The organism is Pseudomonas sp. WOUb67, from assembly GCF_050058005.1.
Lineage (GTDB): Bacteria > Pseudomonadota > Gammaproteobacteria > Pseudomonadales > Pseudomonadaceae > Aquipseudomonas > Aquipseudomonas putida_R.
In genome coordinates, this window is the sequence record NZ_CP170112.1 from 6,218,745 (window position 1) to 6,240,540 (window position 21,796).

Below are 21,796 nucleotides of genomic sequence, written 5' to 3' on the forward strand. Positions count from 1 at the left end.
CGCTCCCACAGGTCCTGCACAAACCTCAAGGGTTTCGGAATACCTGTGGGAGCGGGCAAGCCCGCGAAGAAGCTGACGCGGAATCAGCGCTTGTCGCGACGCTTCTTCTCGGCCTTCTTGTGGTGCGACATCAAACGGCGCTTCTTGTTGACCTGGCGGTCGGTGAGGGTGTTCTTCTTGCCCTCGTACGGGTTCTCACCGCCCTTGTACTCGATGCGGATCGGCGTACCAACCAGCTTCAGCACGCGGCGGTAGGTGTTTTCCAGGTAACGCGAGTACGACTTTGGAATGCTCTCGGTCTGGTTGCCGTGAATCACGATCAGCGGCGGGTTGGCACCACCCAGGTGGGCATAGCGCAGCTTGATGCGGCGGCCGTTGACCAGCGGTGGCTGGTGCTCGCTGACAGCATCTTCGAGGATCTGCGTCAGGCGGCTGGTTGGCCAGCGGGTCACAGCCGAGGTGAACGCGGCCTGCACCGACTTGTACAGGTTGCCCACGCCGGTGCCGTGCAAGGCGGAGATGAAGTGGATGTCGGCGAAGTCGACGAAGAACAGCCGGCGCTCCAGCTCGGTCTTCACGTAGGCGCGCTCACCCGGCTCCATGCCATCCCACTTGTTCAGTGCGATGACGATGGCGCGGCCGGCTTCGAGGGCGAAGCCCAGCAGGTTCAGGTCATGGTCGACCACCCCTTCACGGGCGTCCATGACGAAGATGACGACGTTGGCGTCCTTGATCGCCTGCAGCGTCTTGACCACCGAGAACTTCTCGACTTCCTCGTGGATCTTGCCGCGCTTGCGCACCCCGGCGGTGTCGATGAAGGTGTACTTGTCACCATCACGCTCGAACGGGATGTAGATACTGTCACGGGTAGTACCCGGCTCGTCGTAGACCACCACACGTTCTTCGCCGAGCATGCGGTTGACCAGGGTCGACTTGCCAACGTTCGGGCGGCCGATGATGGCGATCTTGATGCCATCCTTCTCGCTTGGGCCAGGAATGCGCACGGCTTCCTCGCCTTCGGCGACGTCCTGGTCAAGGGCTTCTTCCTCGGCATCACGCGGCAGGTGGCCGAGCACGGCTTCCATCAGGGCGCTGATACCACGGCCCTGGGAGCCCGCCACCGGAATGGCGTTGCCCATGCCCATCGGCGAGAACTCGGCGCGCGCAACATCGGGGTCGATGTTGTCGATCTTGTTGGCGACCAGAATCGCCGACTTGTTACGCTTGCGCAGGTGCTCGGCAATCATCTGGTCAGCGGCGGTCATACCGGCGCGGGCATCAACCAGGAACAGCACGTAGTCGGCTTCTTCGATGGCCATGAGCGACTGCTCGGCCATTTTTTCGTCCATGCCCACTTCGTCACCGGTAATACCGCCGGTGTCGATCAGGATGAAGGAACGACCCTGCCAGCTGGCATCACCATACTGGCGGTCACGGGTCAGGCCCGACAGGTCACCCACGATGGCATCGCGGGTTTTGGTCAGGCGGTTGAACATGGTGGATTTGCCGACGTTCGGGCGGCCCACCAGGGCAATTACGGGAACCATCGGCTCTCCACTCTCGAATTCTTGAAAATGCAAAGGCCGCTGCAAGGCAGCGGCCGGAGTTTGGGCGGCGTGTCCTACGCCGCGGCTTGAAACCCGCCAAGGCTTCAAGCATAGCTTCAGCGGATGGTCAGTGCCTCGAGCTTGCCGCTGTTGCCAAAGACATAGATGGTGTCGCCGACCACAAGTGGGCGGGCGCGCAGGCCATCGCTATCGATACGTTCACGGCCGACGAAGCGGCCATCCACCTGGCTCAGCAGGTGCAGGTAACCCTCAAAGTCACCCACAGCCACGTAGCTGCTGAATACTTCAGGCGCGGTCAGCTGGCGGCGAGCCATGCTGTCGTTGCTCCACAGGGCGCTGGAAGAGCGCTCATCCACACCTTCCACGGTACCCGAAGCTTCGCTGACGTAGACGTTACCGAAGCCCTGGGCGACGCCCACATAGCTGGAAGCATCGCGCTGCCACAGCTCGCGGCCGCTTTCCAGGTCCAGGCCCGCTACACGGCCCTGGTAGGTGCTGACGTACAGGGTACCACCAGACAGCAGCAAGCCGCCGTCGATATCAACCACACGGTCCAGTTCGGAACGGCCTTTCGGGATGGCCACGCGGCTTTCCCACACCGGCACACCGTTGTTGATGTCCACCGCCACCACCTTGCCGGTGGACAGGCCGGCGACGGCCAGGCGGTTGGTGGCGATCGGTGCACCGGTGCCACGCAGGGTCAGTACGGCCGGGGAGTTCTCGTAGATCCAGCGGCGATCGCCAGTGGCGGCATCCAGGCCGATCAGGCGATCGTCCTGGGTCTGCACCACGACCACATCACCGTTGTTGGCGGGCGGGGCCAGCACTTCGCTGGTCACGCGCGAGCGCCAACGCTCTTCACCGGTGCTGGAGTCCAGGGCAATGACTTCACCCTTGAGGGTGCCGAGCATGACCAGGCCGTAGCCCACGCCGACAGCGCCGGAAACCTGCAGATCCAGGTCCTTCTTCCACACCACGTCACCGGTGATGCGGTCGAGGGCGAAGACTTCGCCATTGACGTCGGACGCATAGATACGGTCGTTTTCGATGGCCGGTACCAGGGTGTTGTAGGTCTCACCCTGGCCGTCACCGATCGAACGGCTCCACTGCTTCTTCAGCACCACTTCCTCGGTGAACTTGGTCAGCTCGGCCGGGGGCAGTTCCTTCTTGCTGTTGCTGCTGCAACCGGCGGCCAGTACGGCCAGGGTCAGCACTGCTGCATGTTTCCAACCGATCACTTACGCGTCCCCTTTAGCCAGGTCATCCAGCTTCAATTGCAGGCCACCGACAGCCGCCTCATCAGACAGCGCCGCCTTGGCTTTTTCGTAAGCGCTGTGCGCGTCGTCGGCGCGACCCAGCTGTACCAGCAGGTCACCCTTCAACTCTTCACGGCTGGCCAGGAAGGCTTTGTCGGCGTCGCCGTCGAGCAGCTTGAGGGCATCCTCGGCCTTGTTCTGGGCGGCCAGCACGCGCGCCAGACGCTGGCGCGAAATCTCGCCCAGGGTCACGTCGGCCGGCTTGTCCAGCACGCCTTTCAGCTCGGCAGCGGCGTCGTCGAGCTTGCCGCTCTCGACCGCGACCTTGGCCACGAACAGGCTGCCGTACTGGGCATAGGCGGTACCGCCAAACTCGCTCTTGAGCTTGCCGGCCAGTTCCGCAACCTTGGTGGCGTCTGGCTGACCAGTCGGCGTCAGGCTGGTCTCAAGCAACGCCTGATACAGCTGCGAGGCACCTTGGGACTGGTTGTTCTGGTACTTGTGCCAGGTATTCCAGCCCAACACCACCACGCCCGCCAGCAATGCGCCGGTCAGCAGCGGCTTGCCGTTGCGGTTCCACCAGTCCTTGACCCCTGCCAGGTCATCATCATCGGTACTCGACACCCCAATACTCCTTTTCGCCTATTCGCTTGTTGAACCGCGTTACGCTTGCGCGATCGCAGTTTCCAGGTGCTCTGCCAGAGCATCCCAGGCAATGTTCTGTTGTTCGCCCTGGCCACGCAGGGGCTTCAAACCGATCTCTTGCTTGGCCAGTTCGTCGTCGCCCAGGATCAGCGCGAACAATGCACCGCTCTTGTCGGCTTTCTTGAACTGGCTCTTGAAGCTGCCGCCACCGGCGTTGACTGCCAGGCGCAAGCCCGGCAAGCGGTCACGCAGGGTTTCGGACAGGCGCAGGCCAGCCAGCTCGGCCTGCTCGCCAAAGGCACACAGGTAAACGTCGATCTGGCGGCTGATGGACTCCGGCACCTTGCCCAGGGTTTCCAGCAGCAGGATCAGGCGCTCGATGCCCATGGCGAAACCAACGCCAGTGGTCGGCTTGCCGCCCATCTGTTCGACCAGGCCGTCATAGCGGCCACCGGCACAAACAGTGCCCTGGGCCCCGAGCTTGTCGGTCACCCACTCGAAGACAGTCTTGCTGTAGTAGTCCAGGCCACGCACCAGCTTGGTGTTGATCACGAACGGAATGCCGGCAGCGTCCAGACGAGCCTTCAGGCCCTCGAAGTGCACGCGCGACTCTTCGTCCAGGTAATCTTCCAGCTTCGGCGCGCCGACCAGCACCGCCTGGGTGTTCTGGTCCTTGCTGTCGAGGATGCGCAGCGGGTTGCTCTTCAGGCGGCGCTGGCTGTCTTCGTCCAGTTGCTCCAGGCGCGCCGAGAGGAACTCGACCAGCGCATCACGGTAGCGCGCGCGGGCTTCGCTGGTACCCAGGCTGTTGAGTTCCAGCTTGACCGCATCCTGGATGCCCAGCAGGCCCCACAGGCGCCAGGTCAGCATGATCAGCTCGGCATCGATGTCCGGGCCGTCCAGGTTGAACACTTCCACGCCAATCTGGTGGAACTGGCGGTAGCGGCCCTTCTGCGGGCGCTCGTGGCGGAACATCTGGCCGATGTACCACAGTTTCTGCACCTGGCCGTTGCCGGTGATGCCGTGCTCCAGCACGGCACGTACGCACGCGGCGGTGCCTTCGGGGCGCAGGGTCAGCGAATCGCCGTTGCGGTCCTCGAAGGTGTACATCTCTTTTTCGACGATGTCGGTCACTTCACCGATCGAGCGCTTGAACAGCTCGGTGAACTCGACGATCGGCGTGCGGATCTGGCTGTACCCGTAGGTGTCCAGCAGACCGGCCACGGTGCCTTCGAAGTAGCGCCACAGTGGCGACTGTTCTGGCAGGATGTCGTTCATGCCACGGATGGCTTGCAGCGATTTGCTCACGAAAAGTCCTTACGAATGCTGTGTGTCAGCCACGGGCGATCAGCGCCGCGTCGGCTTCGGCCTTTTCGGCCGCTTTCTGACGGATGAGCCTTTCCAGCTCATCGACCAGGTTGTCATTGGTCAGCTTCTGCGCCGGCTTGCCGTCGATGTAGATCAGGTTCGGCGTGCCGCCGGTCAAGCCTACATGGGCTTCCTTGGCTTCACCTGGGCCGTTGACCACACAACCGATCACCGCCACGTCCAGCGGCACCAGCAGGTCTTCCAGGCGCCCTTCCAGCTCGTTCATGGTCTTGACCACATCGAAGTTCTGCCGCGAGCAGCTCGGGCAGGCGATGAAGTTGATGCCACGCGAGCGCAGGTGCAGCGACTTGAGGATGTCGTAGCCGACTTTCACTTCTTCGACCGGGTCGGCCGCCAGCGAGATACGAATGGTATCGCCAATGCCCTCGGCCAGCAGCATACCGAGGCCGACGGCGGATTTCACCGTCCCTGAACGCAGGCCACCGGCTTCGGTGATGCCCAGGTGCAGCGGCTGCACGATCTGCTTGGCCAGCAAACGATAGGCTTCGACGGCCATGAACACATCGGAGGCCTTGACGCTGACCTTGAAGTCCTGGAAGTCCAGGCGGTCGAGGTGCTCGACGTGGCGCAGGGCCGACTCCACCAGCGCCGCCGGGGTCGGTTCGCCGTACTTCTTCTGCAGGTCCTTTTCCAGGGACCCGGCGTTGACGCCGATACGGATCGGGATGCCACGGTCGCGGGCAGCATCGACCACGGCGCGTACACGGTCTTCGCGTCCGATGTTGCCCGGGTTGATACGCAGGCAGTCGACGCCCAGTTCGGCCACGCGCAGGGCGATCTTGTAGTCGAAGTGGATATCGGCGACCAGCGGCACGCTGACCAGTTGCTTGATCTTGCCAAACGCCTCGGCCGCGTCCATGTCCGGCACCGAAACCCGCACGATGTCCACGCCGGCATCGACCAGGCGCTGGATTTGCGCCACGGTGGCGGCCACGTCGTTGGTGTCGGTGTTGGTCATGCTCTGCACCGCGATAGGTGCATCACCACCCACCGGCACATTGCCGACCCAGATTTTGCGGGATTCGCGACGTTTGATCGGAGATTCGCCGTGCATGACTTACTGTCCCAACTTCAGGCGAGCAGTCTCGCCACTGGTGAACGGGGCAACATCGACGGCCTGGCCGTTGTAGCTGACCTGGGCGCCCCGGGCAAAGCCCAGGCGCACCGCGAACGGCGGCTTGCCGGTCAGCTCGAGGTTGTCCCCCTTGCGCTTGACGGCGCTGAACAGCACCTTGCCGTTACCGTCGGAGACCTGCGTCCAGCAATCGGCAGTGAACTGGATGGCGACCTTGGCGCTGCCTGCCGGCACTGCGGCTGGCTCGGCAGCGGCCACGGCGGCTGGCGCTACAGGCGCAACGGCAGCCGGTGCAGGACTAGCCGGTGCCACCGGAGCAGGCGCTACGCTGGCTGCAGGTTGTGCAGGCATCTGCTGGGCGGGCGCGGGTGCAGCAGCTGTTGGCGCCGGGCTTGCCGGGGCCTGTTCGACAGCACCGGCAGGCTGTTCGGCAGTGCCCTGGTTCAGTGCCAGCGGCGCGCTTTCAGGCTGCTGGCCGGCGGTCACGGCCTGATCTTCAGGCTCGTCAAGCGGGTGAATCTGGGTGGTGCCGTCGGCGCTTTCGACTTCGACGTGCTCCAGGGCCATCTTGGCCAGGTCCTTGCCACGCAGGCTGCCCTGGTCCTGCCACCAGACGAAGCCACCGCCGACCACAGCCACCAGCAACAGCAGGCTGACGCCGCGCAGGATGTTGTGCGACAGGCGTACCGGCTCTTCGATACGGCCCAGCGAGTGCACATCGCTGCCTTTGGCGTGGGTGCCGGTGTAGCGGTCGAAGGCTTCTACCAGGGTGGCCTGGTCGAGGTCCATCAATTTGGCATAGGCGCGGATATAGCCACGGGCGAAGGTATGACCGGGCAGCTTGTCGAAGGCGCCGGTTTCCACATGGTTCAACGAACTGACAGTGAGGTTGAGCTTGCGGGCCACCTCGGCTTGAGACCAGTCCCGTTTCTCACGGGCCAGGCGCAAAAGCTCACCGGGGTTCTGGCCAGGCGCTACTGCTACTTCGGGATGCGCGGCGTTCATCGTTGCTCCGACAGGTATTGCTGATATTCCGGCGTACCGGGATAAAGTCGTTGTAATTGCTGGCCCAGCTCGGCCAGTGTGCCCTGCTCGTCGAACACCCTGGCAAGGCGGCTGCCCAGCAGCAGGCTACGGGCATCGTGGTCGCTCAGCTGGCTGAAACGATCGTAGTAGTCCCGGGCCGGCACATAATGCCTGTTTTCGTAGGACAACTCAGCCATTTCCAGCAACGCTTTCGGTTGCCGCTGGTTGAGTTGCAACGCTTTGTGCAGATACGCATGGGCCTGATCGCGGCGTTCGAGCTTCAGGGCAGTCAGGCCCAGGTTCTCGTACACGCGTGAGCGCTCAGGATACAGGGTATCGCTACTGGCGAGGCGAAACATCTGCTCGGCCTCGGCAAATCGCCCCTGAGCATAAAGGAAACTGCCGTAATTGTTGCGAATTCGCGTGTCGCCCGTGCGGGCCTGCAAGGCCTTGCGAAAGTGCGCTTCGGCCAATGCCGGCTCACCTTCGGCCTGGAACACCAGCGCCAGGGCGGCGTGGGCGTCGGCATCACGGCTGTCCAGGGCCAGGGCCTTGCCCAGCGGCGCCTTGGCCTGCTCGGTCAAACCCTGTTGCAAATAACCCAGGCCGAGCTGCACATAGGCACGCCCCGCATCCGCCCTGCCCTGGCGGCTGGCCAGGGGGTCGCCCGCGCCGCCCGACACGCAGCCGGCCAGCAGCAAAAGCGCAAGGATCGACAGCGCAGCGCGCAGGCTCATGGGCAAGGTCCCGGTCAGTGGCTGGCGGCGCTGTCTTGCAGCTCGACGTCCGCGGAAAGCTGGCGTACGGCGATGTAGCGCTCGCTGCGACGGGTACGGTCGTTGACCTGGCCGACCAGCTGGCCACAGGCGGCATCGATGTCCTCACCACGGGTGGTACGGGTGGTGACGTTGAAACCACCGTGGTGCAGCAGGTCCTGGAAGCGACGAATGGCGTTGTTGCTCGGCCGCTCGTAGCCCGAATGCGGGAACGGGTTGAACGGGATCAGGTTGATCTTGCACGGCACATCGCGCAGCAACTCGATCATCTGCGCGGCATGCTCGGGCTGGTCGTTGACGTCCTTGAGCAGGGTGTACTCGACGGTGAGCACGCGCTTGCCACCCAAGGTGGACATGTAGCCCATGCACGACTCCAGCAGCACTTTCAGCGGGTACTTCTTGTTGATCGGTACCAGCTTGTTGCGCAGTTCGTCGTTCGGTGCATGCAGCGACAGGGCCAGCGACACGTCGATGTGCTTGGCCAGTTCGTCGATCATCGGCACCACGCCCGAGGTGGACAGGGTGACGCGACGCTTGGAAATGCCATAGCCCAGGTCATCCATCATGATTTTCATGGCGGCGATGACGTTGTCGAAGTTCAGCAAGGGCTCGCCCATGCCCATCATGACCACGTTGGTAATCGCGCGGTCGACTTTGGCAGGAACGGTCCCGAAGGATTTGTTGGCAAGCCACACCTGGCCGATGACTTCAGCGGCGGTGAGGTTGCTGTTGAAGCCTTGCTTGCCGGTGGAGCAGAAGCTGCAATCCAGGGCACAGCCGGCTTGCGACGATACGCACAGGGTGCCGCGGTCGTCGGTAGGAATGTAGACGGTCTCGACGCAGCTGCCGGAGGCAACGCGGATCACCCACTTGCGGGTGCCGTCGGCGGAAATGTCTTCACTGACCACTTCCGGTGGGCGAATCTCGGCAACGGCCTCGAGCTTTTCGCGCAAGACCTTGCCTACGTTGGTCATGGCCGCAAAGTCGGACACGCCAAAATGGTGAATCCATTTCATCACCTGGCCGGCACGGAAGCGCTTCTCCCCGATTGAGTCGAAGAATTGTTCCATTTCCGGCTGGGTCAGACCCAACAGGTTGATTTTGCCAGTAGATGTCGTCATGGATTCACCCTCACCCGTAAGCTTTCGCTTAGCGAGTGGTTACCTCGGTAGCAGCGAAGAAGTAAGCGATTTCGCGAGCAGCAGCAGCTTCGGAGTCCGAACCGTGAACGGCGTTGGCGTCGATCGACTCGGCGAAGTCAGCACGGATGGTGCCGGCAGCAGCTTCTTTAGGGTTGGTAGCGCCCATCAGCTCACGGTTCAGAGCGATGGCGTTTTCGCCTTCCAGAACCTGAACAACAACCGGGCCGGAAGTCATGAAGGCAACCAGGTCACCGAAGAAGCCGCGAGCGCTGTGCTCAGCGTAGAAGCCTTCGGCTTCGGCTTTGGACAGTTGCTTGATTTTCGAGGCAACGATTTTCAGGCCGGCTTCTTCAAAGCGAGTGGTGATCTTGCCGATGACGTTTTTGGCAACTGCGTCAGGCTTGATGATCGAGAAAGTACGTTGAACAGCCATGGAAAACTCCAGAATATGAGTGTTACGAAAAATTAAACCCGCGAATTATACGCGGGTTTTAGGGGATTGCCTAACCTGCAAATGACGCACAGGCTTTGTGCCAAAAGTGCCTGCGCGACGATCATGCTGCGTTGAAAACAGGCTCGGAATGCTCATTTACAACCAGTAAATTCCGCTTCCTCGCCTGTTTTCGCCTTGCCTGATCGGCGCTCGGCGACTTTTGGCACAAGCCTTTAGTCGGCTTCGTCGATCCAGGCGGCCTGGATTGCCTCAAGCACTTTCTCACCGCCGCGTGACGGATCGTCGCTGAACTCTGGCAATGCCAGCACCCAGCGGTGCAGGTCGACGAAATTCACATAACGAGGATCGACCTCAGGCTTGCTTTCTGCAAGCTGGATGGCGATCTCAAGTACATCAACCCATTTCAGACTCATGTACAGGCCCTCAGTGCGGTGCTTCGGCAGCGTGGTTAAGCGAATACTTGGGGATCTCGATGGTCAGGTCTGCATCGGCCACGACCACCTGGCAGCCCAGACGCGACTGCGCTTCCAGGCCCCACGCCTTGTCCAGCATGTCCTCTTCCAGCTCGTCGGCTTCCTCGAGCGAGTCGAAGCCCTTGCGCACGACGCAGTGGCAAGTAGTGCAAGCCTTGACGCCGCCGCAGGCGCTTTCCATCTCGATGTGATGGTCGTGGGCCAGCTCCAGGATGTTGGTCCCGGTCGGCACCTCCACGGTCAGCCCCTCGGGGCAGAACTTCTCGTGCGGCAGGAATGTCACCAGCGGCATCGGTTACTCCTCGATCTCATTCAGGTTGCGCCCGGCCAGTGCGGCTTTGACCGTCGAATCAAGGCGACGGGCGGCAAATGCGTCGGTCACCTGCGACAGACGCTTGGTCTGTTGCTCGATGGCTGCGCCATCGGTGCCGGCGAGCAAATCACGTAGTTCTTGCATCTGGAATTCGATGGCTTCGCGCTCTTCGCTGCTGAGCAGGCGCTCGCCATCGGCGTCCAGGGCGCCTTGTACTGCTTCGAGCAGACGCTCGCCGTCCACCTGGTGCTCGCGCAACTGACGGGCCTGCTTGTCGGAACCTGCGTGTTCGAAGGAGTCCTTGAGCATACGGGCGATTTCGCCGTCGGTCAGGCCGTAGGACGGCTTGACCTGAATGCTGGCTTCCACGCCCGAGCCCAGTTCACGGGCGGCAACGCTGAGCAGGCCGTCGGCATCCACCTGGAAGGTGACGCGGATTTTTGCAGCGCCGGCAACCATCGCCGGAATACCGCGCAGCTCGAAGCGTGCCAGGGAGCGGCAGTCGCTGATCAGCTCGCGCTCGCCCTGCAGTACGTGAATCATCATGGCCGACTGGCCATCTTTATAAGTCGTGAACTCCTGGGCACGTGCCACCGGAATGGTGGTGTTACGCGGGATCACCTTCTCCATCAGCCCGCCCATGGTCTCAAGGCCCAGGGACAGCGGGATGACGTCAAGCAGCAGCAGTTCACCGCCTTCGCGGCGGTTGCCGGCCAGGGTATCGGCCTGGATGGCGGCACCGATGGCGACCACCTGATCAGGGTCGATCGAGGTCAGCGGCGTGCGGCCAAACAGTGCACCGACAGCCTCACGCACACGCGGTACGCGGGTCGAACCACCGACCATGACCACTGCACCTACCTCCTCAAGCTCGACACCGCTGTCGCGCACGGCGCGGCGGCAGGCCTTGAGGCTGCGGGCGATCAGCGGCTCGATCATGGCATCGAAGGCGGCCCGGCTGAGCTCGCCCTGCCAGGCACCGTGGCTGACGCTGACCACGTCAGCGTCGGTCAGGGCTTCCTTGGCGGCGCAAGCGGCCTGCAACAGCTGGCGCTGGGTACCCGGATCGAGGTCGGAGGACAGGCCAGCCTGCTCGATGATCCAGCCAGCAATGGCGTGGTCGAAGTCGTCACCACCCAAGGCGGTATCACCGCCGGTGGCCAGTACTTCGAACACACCAGCAGTCAGGCGCAGGATCGAAATATCGAAAGTACCGCCACCCAGGTCATAGATGGCCACCAGGCCTTCGGCATTCTGGTCCAGGCCGTAGGCAACGGCAGCGGCAGTTGGCTCGTTGAGCAGGCGCAGCACGTTCAGGCCGGCCAGCTTGGCCGCATCCTTGGTCGCTTGGCGCTGAGCGTCGTCGAAATAAGCCGGCACGGTGATCACCGCGCCCACCAGGTCACCGCCCAGGGTCGCTTCGGCACGCTCACGCAGCACCTTGAGGATGTCAGCGGACACTTCCACCGGGCTCTTCGGCCCCTGGACAGTGTCGATGAACGGCATGTGCGATTCACCGCCAATGAAGCGGTACGGCAGCTGCTCACCCAATTGCTTGACGTCGGCCAGGCCGCGCCCCATCAGGCGCTTGACCGACAGCACGGTGTTCAGCGGGTCGCTGGCGGCGGCCTCGCGCGCAGCCAGGCCGACCTCGTTGTGGCCAGCCAGGTAGCGCACCGCAGAGGGCAGAATGACGTTGCCCTGCGCATCGGGCAGGGGTTCGCTGCGACCGCTGCGCACGGCAGCGACCAGAGAATTGGTGGTACCCAGGTCGATACCCACCGCCAGGCGGCGCTGGTGCGGCTGAGGGCTTTGACCGGGTTCGGCGATCTGCAGTAGGGCCATGCTTATCTGAATACCTTAGGCGTCATCACGGGCAACGCCGGGTTAATCGTCGAGGCGCTCTTCCAGTTGGCGCACTTCTTGGGCGAGCTTGTCGAGGAACTGCATGCGGCGCATCAGGCGTTCGGCCTTGTCGCGCTCGGCAGGCACATCCCAGCAGGCGGCGAAATCCTCGTTCAGCGTGTCCTGGGCACCTTTGAGGCGCTTCTTGAACACGGCAACACCATCGAGGTCGGCTTCGTCCTGCAGCTCTTCGAGCTCTTCGCGCCACTGCATCTGCTGCAGCAGGAAGTCGGGGTCGTGGACCGTGACCTCCTGGGGCACTTCGTGGCCACCGATGGCCAGCAGATAGCGGGCACGGCGCGGCGCACTGCGCAGGGTCTGGTAGGCGTCGTTGAGGGCCGCGGACTTCTCCAGCGCTACCCGCTGCTCACGCTCGGAAGCGTCGGCAAAGCGGTCAGGATGGACCTCGCGGGCCAGCTCGCGATAGCGAGTGGCCAGCTTGTCGAGGTCCAGCCGAAAGCACGGCTGGAGATCAAACAGAGCGTAATGACAAGGAGTACCCACAGCCAGCCTCAGACGTTGAAGCTTTCGCCGCAGCCACACTCACCGCGCACGTTGGGGTTGTTGAACTTGAAGCCTTCGTTCAACCCTTCCTTGACGAAGTCCAGTTCGGTGCCGTCAAGGTACACCAGGCTTTTCGGGTCGATGATGACCTTCACGCCGTGGTTCTCGAACACCTGGTCTTCGCCCGCCACTTCGTCGACGAACTCCAGCACGTAGGCCAGGCCCGAGCAGCCGGTGGTGCGCACGGCCAGGCGAATGCCTTCGCCCTTGCCGCGCCCCTGGAGGGAACGCCGCACGTGGTTGGCGGCGGCTTCTGTCATGCTGATAGCCATCAGAACTCCTTACCTCTTACCTTGCAGGCGACTTAGATCAAGCCTTTTTTCTGCTTGTAATCGCGAACGGCTGCCTTGATGGCATCCTCGGCGAGTACCGAGCAGTGGATCTTCACTGGCGGCAACGCCAGTTCTTCCGCCAGCTGGGTGTTCTTGATGGTTTCGGCTTCGTCCAGGGTCTTGCCCTTCATCCACTCGGTGGCGAGGGAGCTGGAAGCGATGGCCGAACCGCAGCCGTAAGTCTTGAACTTGGCGTCTTCGATGATGCCTTGCTCGTTGACCTTGATCTGCAGACGCATCACGTCACCGCACGCTGGGGCACCGACCATGCCGGTACCGACATCCGGGTCCTCGGCGTTCATCTTGCCGACGTTGCGTGGGTTTTCGTAGTGGTCGATGACCTTTTCACTGTAAGCCATGGTGCTATTCCTTCCTCATCAGGGGAGCCGCTCTTGCCGGCGACTGCTTAGTGGGCGGCCCACTCGATCTTGGAGATGTCAACGCCGTCTTTGTACATGTCCCACAGCGGCGACAGCTCACGCAGTTTGTTGACGGCCTCGCAGACTTTCTGCGCGGCGTAGTCGACTTCTTCTTCGCTGGTGAAACGGCCGAAGGAGAAGCGGATCGAGCTGTGCGCCAGCTCGTCGTTACGGCCCAGAGCGCGCAGTACGTACGACGGCTCGAGCGAAGCGGAGGTGCAGGCCGAACCGGACGATACGGCGATGTCTTTCAGCGACATCAGCAGCGACTCGCCTTCGACGTAGTTGAAGCTCAGGTTCAGGTTGTGCGGCACGCGAGCGGTGCTGCTGCCGTTGACGTACAGCTCTTCGAGGTCCGAGACCTGCTTGAAGAAGCGGTCGCTCAGGGCCTTGATGCGCACGTTTTCGGCGGCCATTTCCTGTTTGGCAATGGCGAACGCTTCGCCCATGCCGACGATCTGGTGGGTCGGCAGGGTGCCCGAACGCATGCCGCGCTCATGGCCACCGCCGTGGATGATGGCTTCCAGGCGTACACGCGGCTTGCGGCTGACATACAGCGCGCCAATGCCTTTCGGGCCGTAGACTTTGTGCGCCGAGAACGACATCAGGTCGACTTTCAGCTTTTGCAGGTCGATTTCGACCTTGCCGGCCGACTGGGCGGCGTCAACGTGGAACAGCACGCCGCGCGAACGGGTCAGTTCACCGATGGCAGCGATGTCGTTGATCGAGCCGACTTCGTTGTTCACGTGCATCAGCGAGACCAGGATGGTGTCGTCGCGCAGCACCGCTTCTACCATGGCCGGGGTGACGATGCCGTCTTCGCCCGGTTCCAGGTAGGTGACTTCGAAACCTTCACGCTCCAGCTGGCGAGCGGTATCCAGTACCGCCTTGTGCTCGATCTTGGAGGTGATGATGTGCTTGCCTTTGGTCTGATAGAAGTGCGCGACACCTTTCAGGGCGAGGTTGTCGGACTCGGTGGCACCGCTGGTCCAGACGATTTCGCGCGGATCGGCGTTGATCAGTTCGGCAACCTGACGACGACCGTTCTCGACCGCTTCTTCGGCTTTCCAGCCAAAGACGTGGGAGCGCGAGGCCGGGTTACCGAAGTTCCCGTCGACCAGCAGGCAGTCGGCCATTTTCTGGGCCACACGTGGGTCGACCGGGGTGGTCGCGGAGTAATCAAGGTAGATCGGCAACTTCATTTGTCTCTCCTATCAGGCGGTGGCGTCGCTCATCGTCCCGGGGGGATCAATCGACGGCGGACGTCTCAATCTTGTCCAGCTGGGCGGTTCGGCCTGCGACACGACGCAGGTCCTGGCGCTGGGCAACTTCCTGCACCTCACGGCGCATGACGAGGTCGGCCAGGCTGATGCCGCTGAGGAATTCATGGATCTGCTGGCTGAGGTCGCACCACAGGTGGTGGGTCAGGCAGGTATCACCGGCATGGCAGTCCCCGAGGCCCTGGCAACGGGTGGCATCGACCGATTCGTTGACCGCATCGATGACCTGGGCCACCTGGATGGTTTCCATGCCCCGCGACAGCTGGTAGCCACCGCCTGGACCGCGCACGCTGGAGACCAGGCTGCTGCGGCGCAGCTTGGCGAACAGCTGTTCCAGATAAGAGAGGGAAATGCCCTGGCGCTCGGAAATGTCGGCCAAAGACACCGGCCCATGCTGCGCGTGCAACGCCAGGTCAAGCATGGCAGTCACGGCGTATCGGCCTTTGGTAGTCAGTCGCATGGCTATTGGGTACCACGGGAGTTTCGGGATGTGTGCGAGTATGCGATTCCCGAGCATTTAAGTCAACTATTAGACCTAGTGCTTTAGTCGGGTTTGCGTCGGGGAGGCGGGCGCGATTGTAGCAGACGAGGGGCGTGAGCACACGCCCCGTATGTCACAAGGGTTTCAGCGCGGCGCAATCAATGCGACTGAGTGTCGCGCTGGGCCACCTGGGCAACCTCGGTGAATTCATCTTCCGGCAGGGCCGGCAGCTCCTTGGCGCAATAGTCGCTACCCATCTTGGTCAGGGCACCACACATGCCCTCCAGCCGCTCGTCGACAGCCTGCAAGTGGTCGAGCATCTGGCCGATGGCACGCGCCACCGGGTCAGGCATGTCGCCACTGACACCGTAGGCATCGAAACCGATCTTCTCGGCCATGGCCTTGCGCTTGGCCTCGACTTCGGTGTCCTCGCTCTTGACGATGATCCGCCCCGGGATGCCCACCGCCGTGGCGCCGGCCGGTACGGCCTTGGTCACCACCGCATTGGAGCCGATCTTGGCCCCGGCGCCGACGGTGAACGGGCCCAGCACCTTGGCCCCCGCCCCTACCACCACGCCGTTTTCCAGGGTGGGGTGGCGCTTGCCTTTGTTCCAGCTGGTGCCGCCCAGGGTCACACCCTGGTAAAGGGTGACGTCATCGCCGATCTCGGCAGTTTCGCCGATGACGATACCCATGCCGTGGTCAATGAAGAAGCGCCGGCCGATGGTGGCACCGGGGTGGATCTCGATACCGGTCAACCAGCGGCCGAAGTTCGACACCAGCCGGGCCAGCCACTTGAAATCACGCTTCCACAGGGCATTGCCCAGGCGGTGCAGCCAGATGGCATGCATGCCCGGGTAGCAGGTGAGCACCTCGAAGGCATTGCGCGCAGCCGGGTCACGGTGGAATACGCTTTGAATATCTTCACGCAGGCGTTCGAACATCTGTCAGTCCTTCCGTTTATGCGGCTCGCCCCGGACCACTTTCTGGGTCTCGGTGAGGATGCCGCGCAAAATGCTCATTTCCGTACGCTCGACCGCCACCCGCCCATACAGCCGGCGCAGGCGCGGCATCAGGTGCTTGGGTTTTTCGGGGTCGAGGAAGCCGATGCCCACCAGGGTTTTCTCCAGGTGGTCGTAGAACAGCTCCATTTCGTCCATTGTCGCCAGCTCGCTGGCGTCAACCTTCTCGACCTTGCCCGGTGCTTCACCGGCAGCCAACGATGCCATGCGCACCTCGTAAGAGAGCACCTGGACAGCGGCCGCAAGGTTCAGCGAGCTGAAGTCGGGGTTGGAGGGAATGTGCACGTGGAAGTGACATCGCTGCAGTTCTTCGTTGGTCAGGCCGGCGTGCTCGCGCCCGAACACCAGGGCGATCTCTTCGCCACCCTTGGCATGCTCCACCGCCTTGGCCCCGCACTCGCGCGGGCCAATCAACGGCCAGGGGATGCTGCGCTCGCGGGCGCTGGTACCCATCACCAGGTTACAGCCGACCAGCGCCTGTTCAAGGGTGTCGACCACCTGGGCGTTATCCAGCACATCGTCGGCGCCCGAGGCGCGGGCACTGGCTTCCAGGGCGGGGAATTCTTTCGGCTGCACCAGCACCAGGCGCGACAAGCCCATGTTTTTCATGGCACGCGCAGCGCCGCCGATGTTGCCGGGGTGGCTGGTATTGACCAGAACAACACGAATATTTTGCAGCAAGGTGTTGTGCTCACAGATGCAGGAATCAGGGCCTTCGATCTTACAGAACCGACAGACGTAACGCCATGAAAGCAAATGTGACACTTCTGCCGACAAACTTTTCTGCTAGAATGTTCGGCTTTCTTCTTTAACATCTCCAGGTGACCCGCCCATGCAGCCTATGCTGAATATCGCCCTGCGCGCCGCTCGCAGCGCCAGTGAACTGATTTTCCGCTCCATCGAACGCCTGGATAGCATCAAGGTGGACGAGAAAGAGGCTAAGGACTACGTTTCCGAGGTTGATCGTGCCGCCGAGCAGAAAATCGTCGACGCGCTGCGCAAGGCCTACCCGAACCACTCCATCCAGGGTGAAGAGACGGGCATGCACGCGGGCACCGGCGAAGAAGGCAAAGACTACCTGTGGATCATCGACCCACTGGACGGCACCACCAACTTCCTGCGCGGCATCCCCCACTTTGCCGTCAGCATCGCCTGCAAATACCGTGGTCGCCTTGAGCACGCCGTGGTGCTCGACCCAGTACGCCAGGAAGAATTCACCGCCAGCCGTGGCCGTGGCGCCCAGCTCAATGGCCGTCGCCTGCGCGTCAGCTCGCGCACCAGCCTGGAAGGCGCCCTGCTGGGTACCGGCTTCCCGTTCCGTGATGGCCAGATGGCCGACATGGACAACTACCTCGGCATGTTCCGCGCCCTGACTGGCCAGACCGCCGGCATCCGCCGCGCCGGCTCCGCCAGCCTGGACCTCGCCTACGTGGCCGCTGGCCGCTTCGACGCCTTCTGGGAGTCGGGCCTGTCCGAATGGGACATGGCAGCCGGCGTGCTGCTGATCCAGGAAGCCGGTGGCCTGGTGAGCGACTTCAACGGTGGCCACGACTTCCTCGACAAAGGCCACATCGTTGCAGGCAACATCAAGTGCTTCAAGGCTGTGCTGACCGCTATCCAGCCGCACCTGCCAGAAAGCATGAAGCGCTAAGCGCGGATGGCCGAAACGCAAAAAGCACCCCTCGGGGTGCTTTTTTTGTGCCTGACAGCTTTGTATTGCCTGAGCCGGCCTCTTCGCGGGTGAACCCGCTCCCACAGGGGTCACATTACATCTATGGGAGCGGGTTCACCCGCGAAGAGGCTAATTCAGGCAACATCAATCACTGGCCAGCTTCGCTCAGGATCAGCTTGCCATTCTTGTCCAGCGGAATGGTCGACCCCGGCTCGCGGTCCATCTTCACCTTGCCTACCTGATCACCGATGGAATAGGTCACGTTGTAACCCACCACCTTCTCGCTGATGTCATTGACCGTATTGCAGCGGGTTTGCGTGGTGGTGTAGGTGTCACGCTGCTGCATGCCTTCCTGCACCTTGTTACCGGCATAGCCACCACCAACCGCACCGGCCACGGTGGCGATTTTCTTGCCGGTACCGCCGCCAATCTGGTTACCCAGCAAACCACCTGCCAGCGCACCGACCACGGTACCGGCAATCTGGTGCTGGTCCTTGACCGGCGCCTGACGCGTCACGGTCACGTCCTTGCATACTTCACGCGGGGTTTTCACCTGCTGCTTGATCGGCTGCACGTCAGTCACCTGGGCGACTTCGGGGCCTTTGTTCACCAAGCTGTAGGTCGCCACAGCACCTCCGGCAGTTACACCGACAGCACCCAGCACCGCACCCACCAGCATTGATTTATTCACGTGAACCTCCTGATCGTACCAGCGGGTATCAACCCGCGCTTCTCCCAGCCTTGGAGCAAAAAAAAAGGCGCGAGTTCAACACTCGCGCCTTTTTTGGTCGCCGGACGGCGTAGGGACAGGGCCTTACGGACGCTCGTCCACACCCTCAGCCTTGACTGGAGGGATCAGGTCTTCGCTGTTCAGGTTCAGCCAGATCAGTACCACGTTGGCGATGTAGATCGACGAGTAGGTACCGGCCATGACGCCGATGAACAGGGCCAGCGAGAAGCCGAACAGGTTGTCGCCACCGAAGAACAGCAGCGCGGCAATGGCCAGCAAGGTCGAAACCGAGGTGGCGATGGTGCGCAGCAGGGTCTGGGTGGTCGAAACGTTGATGTTCTCGATCAGCGAAGCCTTGCGCATGACGCGGAAGTTCTCACGCACCCGGTCGAACACGACGATGGTGTCGTTCAGCGAGTAGCCGATGATCGCCAGCACCGCCGCCAGTACCGTCAGGTCGAAGGTAATCTGGAAGAACGACAGGATACCCAGGGTGACCACCACGTCGTGGATCAGCGAGACGATCGCACCCACGGCGAACTTCCACTGAAAACGGAAGGCCAGGTAGATAAGGATGCCGCCCAAGGCCATGAGCATGCCCATGCCGCCCTGGTCGCGCAGCTCTTCACCCACCTGCGGGCCAACGAACTCGACACGCTTGAGCGTGGCCGGGTTGTCGCCGCCAGCCTTCTGCAGGGCAGCGGCCACCTTGTTACCCAGCTGCGGGTCATCACCCGGCATACGCACCAGCAGGTCGGTGGTAGCACCGAAGCTCTGCACCACGGCCTCGTGGAAGCCGGAATCGACCAGCTCGGCACGCACCGCCTTGAGGTCGGCCGGGCGCTCGTAAGTCAGCTCGATCAGCGTACCGCCGGTGAAGTCCAGGCCAAAGTTGAGGCCCTTCTGCCACCAGCTGAACAGCGCCAGCACGGTGAGGAGCACGGTAATGGCGAACGCGACATTGCGCACGCCCATGAAGTTGATGGTTTTCATCGCAGCTCCCTCAAACCCACAGCTTCTTGATGTCACGCCCGCCGCAGGTCAGGTTGACCATTGCGCGGGTCACCATGACGGCGGTGAACATCGAGGTGAAAATCCCGAGGGACATGGTAACCGCAAAGCCTTTGACCGGGCCGGTACCCATGGCGAACAGGATGCCGCCGACCAGCAGGCTGGTCAGGTTGGCGTCGATGATCGCGGTGTAGGCGCGGTTGAAGCCTTCATGGATGGCGCGCTGTACCGACATGCCGGATTTCAGCTCTTCGCGGATCCGCGAGAAGATCAGTACGTTGGCGTCCACCGCCATACCCATGGTCAACACGATACCGGCAATGCCCGGCAGGGTCAGGGTGGCACCCAGCAGCGACATCAGCGCCAGCAGCAGCACCATGTTGCCCGCCAGGGCGATGGTGGCGATCACGCCGAAGCCACGGTAGATGGCGATGATGAACAGCGAGACGAACAGCATGCCCCACAGCGACGCATCGACACCCTTGGTGATGTTGTCGGCACCCAGGCTTGGGCCAATGGTACGTTCTTCAGCGAAGTACATCGGCGCGGCCAGACCACCGGCACGCAGCAGCAGGGCCAGCTCGGACGATTCGCCCTGGCCGTTCAGGCCGGTGATGCGGAACTGGCTGCCCAGCGGCGACTGGATGGTCGCCAGGCTGATGATCTTCTTCTCTTCCACGAAGCTTTGTACGGCAACGTCTTTCTCGACGCCGTCGACGGTCTGCTTCACGTAGCGGGTGACCGGCTTCTGCTCGATGAAGATCACTGCCATGCTGCGGCCGACGTTGCTACGGGTAGCACGGCTCATCAGCTCGCCACCGTGGCCATCCAGGCGGATGTTCACTTGTGGGCGGCCGTGCTCGTCAAAGCTGGCCTGGGCGTCGGTAACCTGGTCACCGGTGATGATCAGGCCGCGCTCGACCGGAGCAGAACGGCCGCCTTCGCGGAACTCGAACACTTCGGTAGTGGCCTTGGACGCACCCGGCTCGGCACCGAAGCGGAACTCCAGGTTGGCGGTTTTACCGAGGATACGCTTGGCTTCCGCAGTGTCCTGCACGCCCGGCAGCTCGACCACGATACGGTTGGCGCCCTGGCGCTGTACCAGTGGCTCGGCCACGCCCAGCTCGTTGACACGGTTGCGGACAGTGGTGAGGTTCTGCTTGATCGAGTATTCGCGGATCTCGGCAACTTTTGCCTGAGTCAGCGCCAGACGCAGCACGGCGAGGTCGTTGCGCTCGGTGGTGGTGACGTCGAAATCATTGAAATTCTTGCGGATCAGGGCACGTGCCTGTTCGCGGGTTGCATCGTCAGAGAAGCCCAGCATGATGCCGCCATCCTGCTGAGGCAGGCTGCGGTAGCGGACGCGCTCTTTGCGCAGCAAGGTCTTGACCTCGCCTTCGTAGACTTTCATGCGGGCCGTCATGGCCTTGTCCATGTCCACTTCCAGCAGGAAGTGCACACCACCGGACAGGTCCAGGCCCAGCTTCATCGGGCTTGCACCCAGGTTGCGCAGCCATTGCGGGGTAGTCTGTGCCAGGTTCAGGGCCACGACGTAATCATCGCCCAGTGCCTTGCGCACTACATCCTTGGCTGGCAGCTGGTCTTCCTGGTTGGTCAGGCGGATCAGCCCGCTGCCCTTCTCACCCAGGCTAACGCCCTTGACGGCGATCTTGGCATCGACCAGCGCCTTGCTGACGCGATCGAGGTCGGCCTGGTTCACCTGCAGCGCCGAGCTGGCACCGCTGATCTGTACCGCCGGGTCATCCGGGTAGAGGTTGGGAGCGGAATAAATGAAACCGACCACCAGTACCAGCACGATCAGTGCATATTTCCACAGAGGGTATTTGTTCAGCATCACGCCGCCCGTTCAAGACGCGGGGCGCTTTGCGCGCCCCGACTGGAAAATAAAACCGGTAACTCAGATAGCCTTGAGCGTACCTTTTGGCAGGGTTGCCGCGATGGCGCCCTTCTGGAACTTCAGCTCGACAGTGTCGGAAACTTCCAGCACCACGAAGTCATCGGAAACCTTGACGATCTTGCCGGCGATGCCGCCGTTGGTGACAACTTCGTCACCTTTCTGCAAGTTGCCGAGCAGGTTCTTCTGCTCTTTGGCGCGCTTGGCCTGTGGACGCCAGATCATCAGGTAGAAGATGACCAGGAAACCGACCAGGAAAATCCACTCGAAGCCGGTACCGGCTGGGCCAGCGGCAGGTGCTGCAGCGTCCGCGTATGCGGCGGGGATGAAGAAGCTCATTGGGCACTC

24 protein-coding genes are annotated in these 21,796 nt (G+C 62.3%); 1 reads left to right on the top strand and 23 read right to left on the bottom strand.

Annotated elements, in window-relative coordinates; genetic code table 11:
- Positions 1 to 83 precede the first annotated feature (83 nt).
- The 19 genes from der to trmJ form a co-directional block, all read right to left on the bottom strand.
- A complete protein-coding gene (gene der / locus ABOC32_RS27530; RefSeq protein WP_019472658.1) occupies positions 84 to 1,547 on the bottom strand; it encodes a ribosome biogenesis GTPase Der in 1,464 nt (487 codons plus the stop codon).
- 116 nt (positions 1,548 to 1,663) lie between these two features.
- A complete protein-coding gene (bamB, locus tag ABOC32_RS27535) occupies positions 1,664 to 2,806 on the bottom strand; it encodes an outer membrane protein assembly factor BamB (protein ID WP_426809596.1) in 1,143 nt (380 codons plus the stop codon).
- Positions 2,807 to 3,448, bottom strand: a complete 642-nt coding sequence (locus tag ABOC32_RS27540; RefSeq protein ID WP_016501391.1) for a tetratricopeptide repeat protein — start codon at positions 3,446 to 3,448, stop codon at positions 2,807 to 2,809.
- 39 nt (positions 3,449 to 3,487) lie between these two features.
- Positions 3,488 to 4,777: a histidine--tRNA ligase gene (gene hisS, locus ABOC32_RS27545; RefSeq protein WP_426809597.1), complete on the bottom strand. Its 1,290-nt coding sequence runs from the start codon at positions 4,775 to 4,777 to the stop codon at positions 3,488 to 3,490.
- Between the two features lie 25 nt (positions 4,778 to 4,802).
- The gene (ispG, locus tag ABOC32_RS27550; RefSeq protein WP_043196974.1) at positions 4,803 to 5,912 is read right to left on the bottom strand and encodes a flavodoxin-dependent (E)-4-hydroxy-3-methylbut-2-enyl-diphosphate synthase; all 1,110 of its coding nucleotides are present in this window, start codon (positions 5,910 to 5,912) and stop codon (positions 4,803 to 4,805) included.
- Between the two features lie 3 nt (positions 5,913 to 5,915).
- Positions 5,916 to 6,938, bottom strand: a complete 1,023-nt coding sequence (locus tag ABOC32_RS27555; protein ID WP_426809598.1) for a RodZ domain-containing protein — start codon at positions 6,936 to 6,938, stop codon at positions 5,916 to 5,918.
- Positions 6,935 to 7,696, bottom strand: a complete 762-nt coding sequence (gene pilW / locus ABOC32_RS27560; RefSeq protein WP_426809599.1) for a type IV pilus biogenesis/stability protein PilW — start codon at positions 7,694 to 7,696, stop codon at positions 6,935 to 6,937. Before pilW ends, ABOC32_RS27555 begins: the two co-directional genes overlap by 4 nt.
- A gap of 14 nt (positions 7,697 to 7,710) precedes the next feature.
- Positions 7,711 to 8,856: a 23S rRNA (adenine(2503)-C(2))-methyltransferase RlmN gene (rlmN, locus tag ABOC32_RS27565; protein ID WP_426809600.1), complete on the bottom strand. Its 1,146-nt coding sequence runs from the start codon at positions 8,854 to 8,856 to the stop codon at positions 7,711 to 7,713.
- Positions 8,857 to 8,884: 28 nt separating this feature from the next.
- On the bottom strand, positions 8,885 to 9,310 hold the full coding sequence (ndk, locus tag ABOC32_RS27570) for a nucleoside-diphosphate kinase (RefSeq protein WP_008092560.1): 426 nt from the start codon (positions 9,308 to 9,310) through the stop codon (positions 8,885 to 8,887).
- Positions 9,311 to 9,543: 233 nt separating this feature from the next.
- Positions 9,544 to 9,744: a Fe-S cluster assembly protein IscX gene (iscX, locus tag ABOC32_RS27575; RefSeq protein WP_003248529.1), complete on the bottom strand. Its 201-nt coding sequence runs from the start codon at positions 9,742 to 9,744 to the stop codon at positions 9,544 to 9,546.
- Between the two features lie 10 nt (positions 9,745 to 9,754).
- Positions 9,755 to 10,096: an ISC system 2Fe-2S type ferredoxin gene (fdx, locus tag ABOC32_RS27580; RefSeq protein ID WP_086979142.1), complete on the bottom strand. Its 342-nt coding sequence runs from the start codon at positions 10,094 to 10,096 to the stop codon at positions 9,755 to 9,757.
- A gap of 3 nt (positions 10,097 to 10,099) precedes the next feature.
- Complete coding sequence (gene hscA / locus ABOC32_RS27585) at positions 10,100 to 11,962, bottom strand: Fe-S protein assembly chaperone HscA (RefSeq protein ID WP_426809601.1); 1,863 nt, start codon at positions 11,960 to 11,962, stop codon at positions 10,100 to 10,102.
- A gap of 42 nt (positions 11,963 to 12,004) precedes the next feature.
- Entirely contained in the window at positions 12,005 to 12,526 is a 522-nt protein-coding gene (hscB, locus tag ABOC32_RS27590) for a co-chaperone HscB (protein ID WP_016501398.1), read from the bottom strand.
- An 8-nt stretch (positions 12,527 to 12,534) separates the two neighbouring features.
- Positions 12,535 to 12,858: an iron-sulfur cluster assembly protein IscA gene (gene iscA, locus ABOC32_RS27595; protein ID WP_016501399.1), complete on the bottom strand. Its 324-nt coding sequence runs from the start codon at positions 12,856 to 12,858 to the stop codon at positions 12,535 to 12,537.
- 32 nt (positions 12,859 to 12,890) lie between these two features.
- Positions 12,891 to 13,277 carry a Fe-S cluster assembly scaffold IscU gene (gene iscU, locus ABOC32_RS27600; RefSeq protein WP_007929523.1) on the bottom strand — a complete coding sequence of 129 codons (387 nt, stop codon included), beginning with the start codon at positions 13,275 to 13,277 and terminating at the stop codon, positions 12,891 to 12,893.
- A 47-nt stretch (positions 13,278 to 13,324) separates the two neighbouring features.
- Positions 13,325 to 14,539 carry an IscS subfamily cysteine desulfurase gene (locus ABOC32_RS27605; RefSeq protein ID WP_043196983.1) on the bottom strand — a complete coding sequence of 405 codons (1,215 nt, stop codon included), beginning with the start codon at positions 14,537 to 14,539 and terminating at the stop codon, positions 13,325 to 13,327.
- 46 nt (positions 14,540 to 14,585) lie between these two features.
- Positions 14,586 to 15,077 carry a Fe-S cluster assembly transcriptional regulator IscR gene (iscR, locus tag ABOC32_RS27610; protein ID WP_008092572.1) on the bottom strand — a complete coding sequence of 164 codons (492 nt, stop codon included), beginning with the start codon at positions 15,075 to 15,077 and terminating at the stop codon, positions 14,586 to 14,588.
- A gap of 179 nt (positions 15,078 to 15,256) precedes the next feature.
- The gene (gene cysE / locus ABOC32_RS27615; protein ID WP_252459016.1) at positions 15,257 to 16,042 is read right to left on the bottom strand and encodes a serine O-acetyltransferase; all 786 of its coding nucleotides are present in this window, start codon (positions 16,040 to 16,042) and stop codon (positions 15,257 to 15,259) included.
- Between the two features lie 3 nt (positions 16,043 to 16,045).
- Positions 16,046 to 16,801: a tRNA (cytosine(32)/uridine(32)-2'-O)-methyltransferase TrmJ gene (gene trmJ, locus ABOC32_RS27620; RefSeq protein ID WP_426809602.1), complete on the bottom strand. Its 756-nt coding sequence runs from the start codon at positions 16,799 to 16,801 to the stop codon at positions 16,046 to 16,048.
- 151 nt (positions 16,802 to 16,952) lie between these two features.
- On the opposite strand from trmJ, the gene suhB reads away from it, so the two are divergent.
- Entirely contained in the window at positions 16,953 to 17,771 is an 819-nt protein-coding gene (gene suhB / locus ABOC32_RS27625; RefSeq protein ID WP_012270588.1) for an inositol-phosphate phosphatase, read from the top strand.
- Positions 17,772 to 17,940: 169 nt separating this feature from the next.
- Here suhB and ABOC32_RS27630 read toward each other — a convergent pair whose 3' ends face one another.
- The 4 genes from ABOC32_RS27630 to yajC all read right to left on the bottom strand — a co-directional run bounded on the left by ABOC32_RS27630 (position 17,941) and on the right by yajC (position 21,787).
- Positions 17,941 to 18,483 (bottom strand): glycine zipper 2TM domain-containing protein, encoded by a 543-nt coding sequence (locus tag ABOC32_RS27630; RefSeq protein WP_426809603.1) that lies wholly within the window; start codon positions 18,481 to 18,483, stop codon positions 17,941 to 17,943.
- A 123-nt stretch (positions 18,484 to 18,606) separates the two neighbouring features.
- Entirely contained in the window at positions 18,607 to 19,515 is a 909-nt protein-coding gene (gene secF, locus ABOC32_RS27635) for a protein translocase subunit SecF (protein ID WP_016484966.1), read from the bottom strand.
- 10 nt (positions 19,516 to 19,525) lie between these two features.
- A complete protein-coding gene (secD, locus tag ABOC32_RS27640; RefSeq protein WP_426809604.1) occupies positions 19,526 to 21,388 on the bottom strand; it encodes a protein translocase subunit SecD in 1,863 nt (620 codons plus the stop codon).
- A gap of 63 nt (positions 21,389 to 21,451) precedes the next feature.
- On the bottom strand, positions 21,452 to 21,787 hold the full coding sequence (gene yajC, locus ABOC32_RS27645; RefSeq protein ID WP_016484964.1) for a preprotein translocase subunit YajC: 336 nt from the start codon (positions 21,785 to 21,787) through the stop codon (positions 21,452 to 21,454).
- Positions 21,788 to 21,796: the final 9 nt, after the last annotated feature.

Bases quoted from the DNA above. Each gene is read 5' to 3' on its own strand.
- der (WP_019472658.1), bottom strand. From the start codon at position 1,547: ATGGTTCCCGTAATTGCCCTGGTGGGCCGCCCGAACGTCGGCAAATCC.
- ispG (WP_043196974.1), bottom strand. From the start codon at position 5,912: ATGCACGGCGAATCTCCGATCAAACGTCGCGAATCCCGCAAAATCTGG.
- ABOC32_RS27555 (WP_426809598.1), bottom strand. From the start codon at position 6,938: ATGAACGCCGCGCATCCCGAAGTAGCAGTAGCGCCTGGCCAGAACCCC.
- pilW (WP_426809599.1), bottom strand. From the start codon at position 7,696: ATGAGCCTGCGCGCTGCGCTGTCGATCCTTGCGCTTTTGCTGCTGGCC.
- rlmN (WP_426809600.1), bottom strand. From the start codon at position 8,856: ATGACGACATCTACTGGCAAAATCAACCTGTTGGGTCTGACCCAGCCG.
- ndk (WP_008092560.1), bottom strand. From the start codon at position 9,310: ATGGCTGTTCAACGTACTTTCTCGATCATCAAGCCTGACGCAGTTGCC.
- iscX (WP_003248529.1), bottom strand. From the start codon at position 9,744: ATGAGTCTGAAATGGGTTGATGTACTTGAGATCGCCATCCAGCTTGCA.
- fdx (WP_086979142.1), bottom strand. From the start codon at position 10,096: ATGCCGCTGGTGACATTCCTGCCGCACGAGAAGTTCTGCCCCGAGGGG.
- hscA (WP_426809601.1), bottom strand. From the start codon at position 11,962: ATGGCCCTACTGCAGATCGCCGAACCCGGTCAAAGCCCTCAGCCGCAC.
- iscA (WP_016501399.1), bottom strand. From the start codon at position 12,858: ATGGCTATCAGCATGACAGAAGCCGCCGCCAACCACGTGCGGCGTTCC.
- iscU (WP_007929523.1), bottom strand. From the start codon at position 13,277: ATGGCTTACAGTGAAAAGGTCATCGACCACTACGAAAACCCACGCAAC.
- ABOC32_RS27605 (WP_043196983.1), bottom strand. From the start codon at position 14,539: ATGAAGTTGCCGATCTACCTTGATTACTCCGCGACCACCCCGGTCGAC.
- iscR (WP_008092572.1), bottom strand. From the start codon at position 15,077: ATGCGACTGACTACCAAAGGCCGATACGCCGTGACTGCCATGCTTGAC.
- cysE (WP_252459016.1), bottom strand. From the start codon at position 16,042: ATGTTCGAACGCCTGCGTGAAGATATTCAAAGCGTATTCCACCGTGAC.
- suhB (WP_012270588.1), top strand. From the start codon at position 16,953: ATGCAGCCTATGCTGAATATCGCCCTGCGCGCCGCTCGCAGCGCCAGT.
- secF (WP_016484966.1), bottom strand. From the start codon at position 19,515: ATGAAAACCATCAACTTCATGGGCGTGCGCAATGTCGCGTTCGCCATT.
- secD (WP_426809604.1), bottom strand. From the start codon at position 21,388: ATGCTGAACAAATACCCTCTGTGGAAATATGCACTGATCGTGCTGGTA.
- yajC (WP_016484964.1), bottom strand. From the start codon at position 21,787: ATGAGCTTCTTCATCCCCGCCGCATACGCGGACGCTGCAGCACCTGCC.